Genomic DNA, 13,005 nt, shown 5'->3' with positions numbered 1-13,005 from the left:
GGCCAGTACCACGACCCCGAAACCGGGCTCCACTACAACCGGTTCCGCTACTACGACCCCGAGACCGCCCGCTACACCAGCCCCGACCCGCTCGGCCTGACCGCCGCGCCCAACCCCGCCACGTATGTGACCAACCCCCACGCCTGGATCGACCCCCTGGGCCTCTCCCCATGTACGCCCGACACGCTGTCGGCGGGGCGGCCCGACGGCGAGACCGTCTTCAGCGGCCACGGCGGCATCAGCGTGGACGAAGTCCTCGATCTGGCAGAAGGGGCCCAAACCACGGTCCCGGAGGGGACGAGACTCCACCTGTACAACAGCCACGCCGCGCCCCTTGAGGGAGCGAGGGCCAACCGCATCGAGCTCGGCACCGAGCCGGTGGTCCTGGAACATACCGTCGAACCGGGTGGACGGGTCTGGAATTACTCGCTCTTCCCGCCCACCGACGATATGACGATCATGGGCAATCCGGTGACGGTGACGAAGGAGACCAGGCTGTCGGAACTGCTGCAACCGAACATGGGCAACGTGCACTGGGCGGCGTGCCGGTCCGAAATATGGTGAGCACGCACTCTCGGCCCCCGCTCGGCCCGCTCAGCGCTCCGCGGCGAACGCGACCAGCCAGGCCAGCGGGGCGTTCCAGTTGATCGCCACCTCATTGGTCGAGTACGAGCCGATGTCGTCGATGTAGCACGTGGCCGCCGCACGCCCCGGCAGCTTCTCCTGCGCCACCGGGTCCTGCAGTATCCCTATCCGGGGTGCCCGGCCAGGTCGGAGCGTTTGACGGTCTCGCGGGAAGCCGCGCAGGACAGCGGGTGGTCGCCTGAACCCGGCGCCATCCGCGACATGGTCGAGGAGCTGGTAGGGCTTCTCGTCCATGCACACCACCGGACGTGCCGGGTCACAGGGCCGGGCATAGACGGCCAGTACGTCTTCCATCCGGGCCTCGAACTGCGCGTTCGCTCGTGGCGGGATAGTCCAGTACTTCTTCAGGTGAGCGGTCTCGGCGAAACGCTTGGCGACCAGCCGCAACGTCTCACCGGAGACACCGAGACGAGCCGCGATCACCTCCTGCGAACCGATCTCGCCCGCAGAGGTATCCAGCGCGAGCAGCACCCGCGCCCGCCTGATCACCGAGGCCGGATGGACCCCCGTCGTGGTCACCCGAACCAACTCTTCACGATCAGCCGCGGTCAGCACCACCGGCCTCTTCTTCTGCGAACCCATCGCACCAGCCCTGTCCGGCAGAACCGAAGGGGAATCTGCCAAACACCAGCTTCCCACCCAAAACAACCCACAGCTAAGCAGCGACAGTCTACTAGTCCGCCATGCCGCGTACCAACAACAGTGCCGAGCCGACCAGGGTGGCCGTGACGATGGAGCCCATGGTGATGCCCCAGGCCACCGGGCCCAGCGGGGTGCAGCCGAAGAACTGGCTGACGCCCGGTGTCTGGACGATGCCCGCGAGGACCGCCGCGGAACCGAACCCGGCGATCAGGACGTGCCGGTCAAGGCCGCCGGTGGCCAGGGTCTGGGCGAGCTGGGTGCCGACCAGGGAGACGAGCGCGACCGTGCTCGCGCGGCGGCCCCGCCCGGTGAGCCGCGCGCCGGTCCAGGCCATGCCCGCGCCGAGGGCGGTGATGACGCCGCGCAGCAGCATCTCGTTGGTCAGGGCGGTGCCGAGGGAGCGGTGTGGCCCTTCGCGCAGCAGCCGCTCGCCGGTGTGGCCGGTCGGCTCGCGCACCGCGATGGCGAGCGCGGGCGCGAGGTCGGTCAACAGGTTGACCAGCATGATCTGCCGGGCGCTCAGTGGCGCACGGCCGGTGAGCGAGGCGGTGACCACGCTGAAGGTCACCTCGCCCAGGTTGCCGCCGATGAGGATGGCGAGCGCGGCCCGCACCGAGGCCCACATGGCCCGCCCCTCCATCAGCGCCGAGACGATGGTCTCCAGGCGGTCGTCGCCGACGACCAGGTCCGCGGCGGCGGTGGCGGCGGGCGTCCCGCGCCGGCCGAGGGCGATCCCGACGTCCGCGAGCCGGATGGCGGGGGCGTCGTTGGCCCCGTCGCCGGTCATCGCCACGACCCGCCCGAGGCGCTGGTACGCCTGGACGATGCGGACCTTGTGGTGCGGACTGCACCGGGCGATCACGTCGACGGTGGGCAGCAGTGCGTCGAGCCCCACGTCGTCGAGCTCGTCCAGCTCGGGCCCCGTGCACACCTTCGGCTCGGGGACGTCGCTGACGGTCGCGGCGATGGCGTCCGCGGTGGCCGGGTGGTCGCCGGTGAGCATCACCGTGTGCACGCCCGCCTCATGCAGCCGCCTGGTGGCGGGGGCGGCGCTGGTGCGGACCGGGTCGGCCAGCGCGATGAATCCGAGGAACACCAGGTCCCGTACGGCCTCGTCGGTGAGCTCCTCGCCCTCCGCCATGGGTCGCTCGGCCACGGCCAGGACCCTGCGGCCCGCGCCGGCGAGCTCCTCGGCGCGGTCGGTGAGTTCCTTGGCGGCGGCGGTGTCCAGCGGGGTCTGCGCGTCCCAGGTCCGCCGGAGGGCGCAGCGGCGCAGCACGTTCTCCGGTGCGCCCTTCACGCTCAGCAGCATGCCGTGCGAGGTGCGCCCGGCGGTGGCGTGGTAGGCCCGGGACGGTTCAAAGGGCAGTGCGTCGGTGCGCCGCCAGCGGGCGGCGCCCTGTCGTACGGCGACGCCGGCGCGGCGGGCTCCGGTCATCACCGCGCGGTCGGTCTGGTGGGCCATGGGCTCCGCCTGCCGGACCGGCGGGGTGGCGCGCAGCGCGGCGGCGAGCACCGCCTTGCGCGGGTTGTCGAGCCGGTCGGCGGGCAGTTCGTCCTCTCCGTCGCCGACGGCCGCGAGTTGGAGGTTGCCCTCGGTGAGGGTGCCGGTCTTGTCGAAGCACAGGATGTCGGCGCGGCCGAGCGCCTCGATGGTGCGGGGGTTGCGCACCAGCGCCCCGAGGTCGGCCAGGCGGCGTGCGGCGGCGAGCTGGGCCGCGTTGACCAGGAAGGGCAGCCCTTCGGGTACGGAGGCGACGGCGAGGTTCACCGCGGAGGACAGGGTGTCGGTCAGCTTGCGGCCGTGCAGCAGCCCGGCTCCGGAGACCGCGGACGCGGAGCCGAGGGCGATGGGCAGGCTGGCCCGGGTGAGTTTGGTCAGCCGGGCCTCCACTCCGGTGACGGGCGCGGCCTGGCGCGCGGTGGCGAGGCTGCGGCCGACCTCGGTGGAGGTGCCGGTGGCCACCACGACGGCCACCGCCCGCCCGGCGGAGACGGTGGTGCCCTCGTAGAGCATCGAGCGGCGCCCGGTGATGTCCGCGGCGACCACCGGCGCCGGGTCCTTGGGTACCGGGAGGGACTCGCCGGTCAGGGAGGACTCGTCGATCTCGAGGCCCTCGGTCTCCAGCAGCCGGCAGTCGGCGGGCACCACGTCCTCGGGGCGCAGCACGACGATGTCACCGGGCACCAGGTCACCGGCGGCGACCAGCCGCTCGGTGCCGCCGCGGCGCACCCGCGCGCCGATGGCCGAGCGGGAGAACAGCTCCGCCAGGGCGCGCTCGGTCCTGACCCGCTGGACCCCGCCGACCAGCGCGGAGGTGCCGGTGATGGCGGCCACCAGGGCGGCGTCGGTGCGGGATCCCACGGCCGCGGCCAGCGCGGCCCCGGCGGCGAGCACCGGGGTGAGGGGGTTGGCCAGCTCCTCGATGAACGCCGCGGGCAGGCTGGTGCCGGGCGGCTCGCCGGTGCGCGGCGCGCCGGGGGCGCGGGCGACGGCCTCGGCCGGGGTGAGTCCGTCGGGCCGGGTGCCGAGGCGTCCCAGTACACGCGGGGCGGGCATCAGATGCCAGGGGACGGAGGTCACGGGCGGTGCCAGGGGGCGCGCGATCAGCTGCCGGGCGCGCCAGTTGCCCATGCAGAAGGCGATGGTCCCGGCGGCGTTGCCGGCGCCGGTGGCGCGCGCGGCGGCCTGTCGGCGCCGGGCCTGGAGGGCGGCGACGGCGCCGACGCCGCTGCCGCCCGCCGCGAGGATCGCGCTGTCCCGGTCGACCCGGGCCGCCACCCCCACGGCGTCCACGATCACCCCGGCCGACTCCAGGTCCGCGCCCACCAGCAGATGCGCTCCCCAGGCCGGGGGCTCGCCCTCGCGGTGGGTGCCGATGCCGCAGTCGGCGGCGCCCAGCGCCCGGCGGTTGCCCGACAGCAGCAGCACCACTGCGCCGTCGGCCTGCAGGGCACGCACCGAGGCCACCAGGCGTCCTCCGGCGGGCGCCACCGCGTCGGCGAAGGCGAACGCCGGGTGCGGGCGGTCGGTGGCCAGGACGACGCGCGCGCCCGCCCGGCGGGCGGCGGCCGCCACGGCCTCGGCGCCCGGGGCGGTCTGCGCGGCCAGCCCCACCACGGCCCGCAGGCGGCGGCCCTTGGCCAGGCCGAGGACGCGTTCGCTGCCCTTGCGGCGCAGCCGGGAGGCGGCCTGGCTGCCCGTACGGCCCGTCAGGTCGAGCTGGTCCAGCGGCCCCAGCGCCCAGCCCTGGCCGTTTTGGCGGACCTCCAGAGGGCCGTCGGGGTCGAAGAGGTCGAAGAGCCGCTCGGCGATCAGCGGATCCTCGGCCCCGCCGAGCACGTCCACGTCGATGGGCTCGTACCGGTCGCTTCGCAGCGCCTCCTCGTCCAGCACCACGGTGTCGACCTGGCCGAGGCGCCGCAGCGCTCCGCGGTCCATGGCCACCACGCCGCGCAGCGCGAGAAAGCGGCCGAGGGCGGTCGCGAATCCCTCCCGGCCGGCCCCCGGCGCCTTCGGTACGGAGGCCAGCGCCACGGCGAGGCCGCGGCGGGGGCCGGCGAACGGCACGGCGAGGGCGCCTGCGACCGCCCCGGCCCGCATCGACCGCTCCGCGTAGCGCGCGGTCGCGTCCCTCGGGGGCGGCCCGGGCCGCTCGACGATGATCGGCTCGGCCGCCACGTCCCTGGGCCCGTGCACCAGATGCGGCTCGGCCGCCTCCCATGCCTCGCTTTCCGCGCCGGCCTCGCGCCACTGGGCCATGCGCTCGACCGCGTCCAGCGCGAGCCCTCCGCCGCGGGTGGCCACGCCCTGGGCCAGGGCGCTCACCGCGGTCAGGGCCGAGTCGGCCCGTTCCGCGCCGCTGATCACCGCGGCCAGTCGGCGTGCCCGCGGGTGGTGCTGGAGCAGGGAGGCCAGCGCGCCCACCTCGGTGGGCAGTTTGAGCCAGGGGGCCAGGCGCAACGCGGTGGACAGGCTCAGGCCCACGGCGTCCGCGGTCAGCGCGGAGACGGACTCGGGGGTGTTGGCCCCTTCGGAGGGGTGGTGCGGCTCCGGGCACCACTCGTCGAACTCCTCGGCCTCGGCGGCGGCTCCGTGCGCCTCGGCCTGCTCGACCAGGGCGACCAGCTCGGACTCGCGCGGCGGCGGGGAGGCGAGCGAGACCACGACGCGCTCGGTGGGCGCGTTGACCCGCGCCCACCGGACCCGGGGGTGCGTCTCCAGCGCCGTCTCCACGCGGCGGCCGACCCGCTCGCCGCCGATGCCGTGTACCCCCCGGACCTCGATGTAGCAGCGCCCGGGGTGGGACCACACTCCGCGCCGCGGCAGCCTGGCCAGCCGTCCGACCAGTCCGGCCGCGCCGCGCACGCCGGCGGTCACCCCGCCGGCGAGGGGGCCCAGCAGCGGGGGCGCCGGGATGCGCGGCCCCGATCGCTGTGCCTGTTGCGGCTGCTCTGACCGTGGTGCCTGTGACATCGGCACGGCCTCCCTAGGCAGAAGATAAATCCCTATTACCCTGAAAAGTGAGGAATTACCGCAACGTCAACCATGTGTGGACGTGAGATCTGTGAGTACTCCCACCACCACCCGCAAACGCGGGTCCTCGAACAAGACGAAGACGGCGGCCCGACAGAAGACGACGGCCGAGCGCAAGACGGCGGCCGAGCGCAAGACGGCGGCCCGACAGAAGACGGCGGCCGCCGCGAAGGGCACAGCCTCGAAGACCACGGCCGGCACAGCCGCGAAGGACACCAAGGCCGTGGCGAAGGCCAGGAAGCCGGCCGAGACCTCGGGCGACGGCAAGCGGTCCTTCACCGTCACCGTCCCCACGATGGGTCGCGTGGCGGGCGGCCTGGCGGACGCGGCGCTGCTGCCGGTGGCCGTGGCCCGCCGGTGGCTGCCCGCCAAGGGCGGTCTGCCGCTGTACCTGGGCCTGGGCGTCCTGGGCGTCGCGGACGCGATCGAGTGGCCGGTGGCCGTGGGCATCGGCGTCGGCTACGCCGTCCTGCGCCGCGGCGGCGTCATGGCGCCCCCGTCCACCGGCCGCGGGACCGTCGCCCAGGCGGCCTAGCAGGTCTTTGTCGGGCGCTCCGCACGACGGACCGGCGCCGTCCGGGCTCCGGTCCGTCGATGCGATCAGGCGCTGGCATATGTCCCTCTTTGGGATGAGACTTGAACTCGAAAGAGGGAGCAGCTGGACCTCGGCGGCAGCCTCGCCGAGGTCGCCCGGCCGGTGCTGGACCGGCTCGAGTCCCAGGTCTCCGGCATCCGGGTAAGCGCGGTCCCGTCCGACCAGGGTGCCCGGGTGCTGGAACGCCGGGTCGGCGAGCACTCGCTCAACCGCTTCCTGGATTCCCTGAATCTCGCCCCCGGCTTCGCTTCTCCGAGGACCTCACCGGCGCCAACGGCATGGGCACCGCGCTCGCGGCCCGGCAGCCCGCCTTCGTATGCGGTCGGGAGCACTTCGCCGACATCATGCGACGGTTCGCCTGCGCCGCCGCCCCCATCCGCGATCCCTTGAGCGGGCGTGTCCTCGGCGCGCTGGACCTGACCTGCGACCACCGCCACGCCGACGTCTCGATGCTGGGCGCGGGGCAGGCCGCTGGCCGTCGGGGAGCCCGGCGTCAGCCGCCTGGCGCTGCTGGCCCGGGAGCGGCTGGGGCTGCTGTGCGAGGCGGGCGTGATGGTCGGCACCACCTTGGACGTCACCCGCACCGCCGAGGAGCTGACCGAGGTGGCCGTGCCGCGGTTCGCCGACTACGTCGCCGTGGACCTGCCGGGCTGCGTGCTGCGCGGCGAGGAACCGGTACGGCCCGACGGCCTGCTCACCGGCGACGGCCGCGAAGCGGAGGTCGGCTTCGAGCGGCTGCGCGCCGCCCTGGCCCGCCCGGGCTGTACGCCGGAGCAGGCCTGCGCCGTTCTGGAGTCCTTGCTTCCGGACCGGCCCGTGGACGATGTGGTGCTGCTCGTGGCCCGCACCCGGGCCCTGGACGAGGACCAGGTCGCCGTCTGGGACCTGCCCGCGGATCCGGCCGAGGTGTCCCGGGCGCGCGGGGAGGTCCTCGCGCGGCTGGCCGAGTGGGGTCTGGAGGAGCCGGCGTTCACCACCGAGCTGATCGTCAGCGAGCTGGTCACCAACGCCATCCGGTACGGGCGCGAGCCGCCGCAGCTGCGGCTGCTGCGCGAGCGCGTGCTCATCTGCGAGATGGCCGACGGCAGCAGCACCTCCCCGCGGCTGCGCCGGGCCCGCACCACCGACGAGGGCGGCCGCGGGCTGTTCCTGGTCGCCCAGCTCGCCCAGCGCTGGGGCACCCGCTACACCGAGCACGGCAAGGTGATCTGGACCGAGCAGCCGCTGCCCCGAAGCCGCTGAGGCCCGGCGGGGTTCCGGGTGGGCGGACGGTTTCCGGGATTTGTGTTATCCAGACCGCGCGGCTCCGTCTCCTGTGGGGGGCGCCCCGACATGACCGGGGTGGTCGCCGTAATGGGGCCTTGATCGGACGAGAACGAGGTGGCACGTGCGCACCAAGGAGCAGTCGGACGCCGCGGTCGTCGCGGCAGCGCGGGCCGGGGACCAGCGAGCGCTGGCACAGCTGCTGGAGGAGTACCTGCCGCTGGTCTACAACGTCGTGGGCCGGGCCCTGGACGGCCACGCGGATGTCGATGACGTGGTGCAGGAGACGATGGAGCGGGCGGTGACGGGGCTGGGGGGCCTGACCGACCCGGAGCGTTTCCGGTCCTGGCTGGTGGCGATAGCCCTGACCCAGGTGCGCCAGCGCTGGCGCGACCGGCAGGCGGGGGCGCGGGCCGGGCATCTGGAGGAAGCGGCCGAGGTGGCCGATCCCGGTGCGGACTTCGCCGAACTCACCGTGTTGCGGCTCGGGCTGGCCGGGCAGCGGCGGGAAGTGGTGGAGGCGACCCGCTGGCTGGAGCGGGACGAGCGGGAGGTGCTGTCGCTGTGGTGGCTGGAGACCGCGGGCGAGCTGACCCGCGCCGAGCTCGCAGCGGCCTGTGAACTCCCCCCGAAACACGCCGCGGTGCGGGTCCAGCGGGTCAAGAGCCGCCTGGACACCGCCCGGGGCGTGGTGCGGGCGCTGCGCGCGTCGCCGCGCTGCCCCGAGCTGTCGGCGCTGGTGAAGACGTGGCACGGCAGGCCGTCCGGGCTGTGGCGCAAGCGCTTGGCCCGCCATGTCGGGCAGTGCCCTGAGTGCGGGTTCGCCGCGGCCGATCTGGTGCCCGCCGAGGGACTGTTGGTGGGCATGGCCCTGGTGCCGCTGCCGGCGGGGCTGGCCGCGTACGCGCTGGGGCAGCTCGTCTCGGGGACGTCCGCGGTGACGGCCGCGGGCGCCGCCGCGGCATCGAAGACGGCCGGGGGCAAACTGGCCCAGATCCTGGCGCAGGCCACGGCGAAGCCGGTGGTGGTGGCGGCGGCCGCCGCGGGCGGTCTGGCGGTCGCCGGTGCCGTCTTGTACGTCCAGGCCGGGCCCGGCTCCGCCCCGGACCACGGGCGTCCGCCGTCCGCCGCGCCGTCCTCCGCACCCGCCGTACCCGAGGCGTCGGCGGCGGCGCCGACCGGGGAGGTGGGCGAGGCGGTCTCCCGGCCGCCCTCGCGCACGCCGAAGTCCTCCCGGTCCGCCTCCGCCTCGGCGGTCCCGCGCTCGCTGTACGGCACCGTGGTCGACAAGGCCGACGCGGCCCCGGCGGCCACCGCCCGCCCCGGTCCGCTGCCGGTGCGGCCGGAGGGGCGTCCGATCACCGGGGCGGGCAGCTATGAGCAGCCGGGTCCCGGCAGATATGTGATGGTCAACAACTCCCAGTACGTGACGCTGACCGGGCAGGGCTATGTGCGGGTCCGCTGGCAGCTGGTGCCCGCCGAGCGGTCCGGCCGGCTGCGGATGCCCAGCTGGACCGGGCTGAGCGGGCGGCTGTTCCATGTGGCTTCCGGCGGGGGCCGCCGCATGGACGACCAGATACCGGGGGCCACGGATCGGCCACACACCTGGATGGGCAGCGCCGCCACGGGGTTCGACACCCTGCCGGCGGGCGCCCAGCAGATGTGGCAGAACGAGTACTACTACCTCGACGGCAGCGTCACCCTCCATCTCAACGAGGACTGGGCCGACTACAACCTCACCGTCTCCGCCGTGGACCGGGCGGGGATTCTCCAGGACATCCGGCAGCCGCCCGGGGACGCGGCGATCCGCTACGGGCTGGTGCGGGACACCGGCACCGACGCCGCCCCGGTCCCGCAGTATGTGACCCGCTCGCGCTCCGCCGACCCCTTCACCGTGCCGCTCCGCGGCGACCTGCGCTGAGCTGATGGACCATCACCACGGATGCCCGGACGGTCAGCTGGTCCATCCGGCCGCGCCGGGTCAGCACCGGCTGGAAGTGCGGGGCGACGCCCGGGGTGCGCAGAATCCAGCATCCGGCGGGCCCGTCAAGGGGTGGCGCGGGCGGACAGAAGGGACGCCCTCACCCCCTTTCTCTGTCCCCTATATAGGGCACCTTGTATCGGGCCCTATATAGGGGACAGAGAACGGGCGTGAGACCGGCCGTCACCTCAGCCCGAGGGGGGTGGATTCGAGGCCGGCGGGGAGGACTCGTACGCGGTGGACTTCTCGATGGTGCCGCCGAGCTTGTCCCGGGCAGCTTCCAGGGAGCGCATGGATTCCGCCGAGACCACCCAGCGGTTGCCGACCAGAAAGCTCCCGCCGTACATCTGCGCGTAGCCCAGCCAGTCCCGCTGCCCCTTGGCGGTCACAAAGCTGAGGAAGACGTAGTTCTTCTTGCCGGCATGACAGACCGCCTGACGGTAGTCGTCGACGTCCGTGGTGATCTCCGGCTTGCAGCCCATGGTCCCGGCCAGCTTCTCGACACTGGCCGGACGGGCGACCGGGGCGCTCGCGCTCGGCTCGGCCTTCCCGCCCTTGCCGATCGACGCCTTGTCGGTGTCGGCGTCCGCACCGCACCCGGCGGTCAGCAGGGCCGCGGCCGCGACGGCCGGCACCACCGCACCGGCGCCCATACGGGCGCGGCGGCGCGGCGCGACCCATGGCCGGGAGCGCGGGGCCGCGGCGGCGCGGCCGGGGGCCGGACGGGAGGCGTCTTCCGGGAAGCACCTTCGCGGTGCGTGCTCGGGCTTCACATCCACCGGTACGTACGCGGCGGGCGAGCCGTTCAGCGGATCCGGAAATTCGCGAGATTCGTCTGGGCGTTCGCGAGCGGCGCCCGCCGGGGGCGCCGCCAACCGGCTGGAGGACCCGCACTCCCGCCCCCCGACTGGGTAAAACGGACGTAAAGTACCAGCTCAGGGAGCAGGACACAAAACAGTTCGGCATATTACCAGCAAGCAGAGATCGCTGTCCGGGCTTTATTCATTGGTGATGAGCTCTCCACTCCCGGCCCACACCAGGCACTAGCGTCCGGTGTCACTCCGAACCAAGGAGGGCGCTGTGCGATCAGCCATCAGCAGATCCATTGCTTCCAGCCGCACGATCGGGACCGGGCTCATCATCGGTGCGCTCGCCATGACGCTCGCGGCACTGCTCATCCCCGTGAGCCTGTTCGGCGAAAGCAGCGCCGCAGCGCTCCCGAGCGGGGTCATCGACGACGGCAAAGGAACGATCAGTACGCAATACGGACCGCTCACCGCGGTCGACAGGGACTTCGTCCGCAAGGTCAAGCTCGCCGGCCTGTGGGAGCTCCCTTCGGGACGCATGGCGCAGGAGCGGGGTAACACCGACGCCGTGAAGACGGCGGGCGAACACCTCATCGAGGGCCACACCGAGCTGGACCGCCGATCCAACGAGGTGGGCCAGGCTCTGGGGATCCCCCTGCCCACCCAGCCCAATGAGCAACAACAGGGCTGGCTGAACGAGATGACCAACGCCGCGTCACCGGCCGAGTTCCAGCGGCTGTTCGCCAACCTCCTGCGCGCCGCGCACGGGAAGGTCTTCGGCCTGGTGGCCCAGGTACGGGCGCAGAGCCAGAACTCCATGGTCAGGTCCCTCGCGACAAGGACCAACGCAGTCGTTCTCGACCACATCACGGTCCTTGAGGACACCGGGCTTGTCGACTTCGAGGCCCTCAACAAAAAGTGAAGTGATCTCATGAGGCAACAGACCCATAAACGCGGGCGTTTCACGAACAAGACCGTGGCCATCGTGGCCGCGCTGGCGCTCGGCGGCGGCGGCGCGGCCATCATCGCGGCGAACGCGTCCGCGAGCGGCGACAAGAACTCCGGCCAGGACCGGACGCTGTCGGCGACGGCGGGCACGATCAGCTGCCCCGACGTGGGCCAGAAGCTCAACAGCGTCCCGCGCCAGGCCCGCGCGGAGGTCGACAGGAACCTGGCCGAGCTCGACTCCCAGGTGGCCAACGCCTACCAGCGGATGGCGAAGAAGGAGGCGGGCACGGACTCCGTGCTCACCACGCTCCAGCAGCAGCGCACGGCCACCTTGGACCGCATCGGGATCGCCATCGGCCGCAGCGCCCAACGCCCCGCGGGCCTGGAGCAGATGAGCGCTTGCAAGATGCAGACCAACTTCGCCGGGAAGGGCCGTGGAGGTGGCCAGGGCGGCAACCAGCAGGGCAACCAGCAAGGCGGCAACCAGCAGGGCGGGAACAACCAAGGCGGGAACAACCAGGGCGGTGGCCAGCAGGGCGGCAACCAGCAAGGTGGCGGCCAGCAGGGCGGGAACAACCAAGGCGGCAACGGCGGGCAGCAGGGCAACGGCCCCTCCCCGGAGGACTTCGTCGACATCACGAAGGTGCAGCCCAACGTCAAGGAACCGCAGAACCAGGGCGGCGCGTCCACCGGCAGCTTCGTCTCGGAGTGCGGTGTCAACGCGGAAGGCATCCGCAACACCGACAACGTGATCGTGGCGCCCGGTGTGGGCAACGGCGCCCACCACACCCACGACTATGTGGGCAACAAGACCACGAACGCCAACTCCACCAACGACAGCCTGGCCGCGGGCGAGACCACCTGCAGCAACGGCGACCAGTCCACGTACTACTGGCCGGTGGTCCGGGTCCAGGACGGCACCCAGGAGAAGGACGCCAACCAGCTCGGCGGTGGCCTCGAGGGGAACGTCGGCCGGATCCTCACCCCCAAGAGCTCCACGATCGAGTTCAAGGGCAGCCCGGTCGGCAAGGTCACCGCGATGCCCCGCTTCCTGCGGATCATCACCGGTGACGCCAAGGCGTTCACCAACGGCACGGCCAACGCCAACGCCCACTGGAGCTGCACCGGCTTCGAGGACCGCCAGCTGACCGACAAGTACCCGATCTGCCCCCAGGGCAGCGACGTGGTGCGCAGCTTCGCCTTCCAGAGCTGCTGGGACGGCAAGAACATCGACAGCGCCAACCACCGTGACCACGTCGCCTTCGCCCAGGAGGACGGCTCCTGCGCCAACGGCTTCCAGGCGATCCCCCAGTTGGTGAACAAGATCACCTATGAGGTCCCGGCGGGCGAGACCTACGCGGTCGACGGCTTCCCCGAGCAGTTGCACAAGCCGATCACCGACCACGACGACTTCATCAACGTGATGTCGGACCAGCTGATGAACCAGGCTGTGCAGTGCATCAACAGCGGGCAGAAGTGCGGCTGATGCCCCACCACCCCCAGGCGTGGGGGGGGGGGGGGGGGGGGGGGGGGGGGGGGGGGGGGGGGGCGCGGCGGGGCGGGGGGGGGGCCACCGCGCCGCGCGGGC

7 protein-coding genes and 2 pseudogenes are annotated in these 13,005 nt (G+C 73.0%); 6 read left to right on the top strand and 3 right to left on the bottom strand.

The features are described 5' to 3' along the window. Positions 1-564: RHS repeat-associated core domain-containing protein (locus tag PV419_RS52390; RefSeq protein ID WP_319701164.1), on the top strand; the 564-nt coding region annotated here is incomplete at its 5' end. A 30-nt stretch (positions 565-594) separates the two neighbouring features. Here PV419_RS52390 and PV419_RS52385 read toward each other — a convergent pair. Further along, positions 595-744 (bottom strand): annotated as a pseudogene (locus PV419_RS52385) (glycoside hydrolase family 9 protein); the annotation flags it as partial. A gap of 574 nt (positions 745-1,318) precedes the next feature. Next, complete coding sequence (locus PV419_RS52375; RefSeq protein WP_319701163.1) at positions 1,319-5,764, bottom strand: cation-transporting P-type ATPase; 4,446 nt, start codon at positions 5,762-5,764, stop codon at positions 1,319-1,321. 91 nt (positions 5,765-5,855) lie between these two features. Between PV419_RS52375 and PV419_RS52370 the strand changes: the two genes are divergently transcribed. The 3 genes and pseudogenes from PV419_RS52370 (at position 5,856) to PV419_RS52360 (ending at position 9,603) form a co-directional block, all read left to right on the top strand. Further along, positions 5,856-6,359 carry a hypothetical protein gene (locus PV419_RS52370; RefSeq protein WP_319701162.1) on the top strand — a complete coding sequence of 168 codons (504 nt, stop codon included), beginning with the start codon at positions 5,856-5,858 and terminating at the stop codon, positions 6,357-6,359. A gap of 744 nt (positions 6,360-7,103) precedes the next feature. Then, positions 7,104-7,661 (top strand): annotated as a pseudogene (locus tag PV419_RS52365) (ATP-binding protein); the annotation flags it as partial. 145 nt (positions 7,662-7,806) lie between these two features. Beyond that, positions 7,807-9,603, top strand: coding sequence for a sigma-70 family RNA polymerase sigma factor (locus tag PV419_RS52360; protein ID WP_319701161.1), 1,797 nt, complete (start codon positions 7,807-7,809; stop codon positions 9,601-9,603). 248 nt (positions 9,604-9,851) lie between these two features. On the opposite strand, the gene PV419_RS52355 is transcribed toward PV419_RS52360, so the two are convergent. Continuing rightward, positions 9,852-10,442, bottom strand: a complete 591-nt coding sequence (locus PV419_RS52355) for a hypothetical protein (RefSeq protein WP_319701160.1) — start codon at positions 10,440-10,442, stop codon at positions 9,852-9,854. Positions 10,443-10,743: 301 nt separating this feature from the next. Between PV419_RS52355 and PV419_RS52350 the strand changes: the two genes are divergently transcribed. Beyond that, on the top strand, positions 10,744-11,391 hold the full coding sequence (locus PV419_RS52350; protein ID WP_319701159.1) for a DUF4142 domain-containing protein: 648 nt from the start codon (positions 10,744-10,746) through the stop codon (positions 11,389-11,391). A 9-nt stretch (positions 11,392-11,400) separates the two neighbouring features. Continuing rightward, positions 11,401-12,903: a DUF1996 domain-containing protein gene (locus tag PV419_RS52345; protein WP_319701158.1), complete on the top strand. Its 1,503-nt coding sequence runs from the start codon at positions 11,401-11,403 to the stop codon at positions 12,901-12,903. Positions 12,904-13,005 lie beyond the last annotated feature (102 nt).

Origin of the sequence: Streptomyces sp. ME19-01-6, from assembly GCF_033793745.1 — a bacterium.
Taxonomy (GTDB): Bacteria; Actinomycetota; Actinomycetes; order Streptomycetales; family Streptomycetaceae; genus Streptomyces.
The sequence above is the reverse complement of the archived record's forward strand: the minus strand, read 5'-3'. Positions and strand labels throughout refer to the sequence as shown.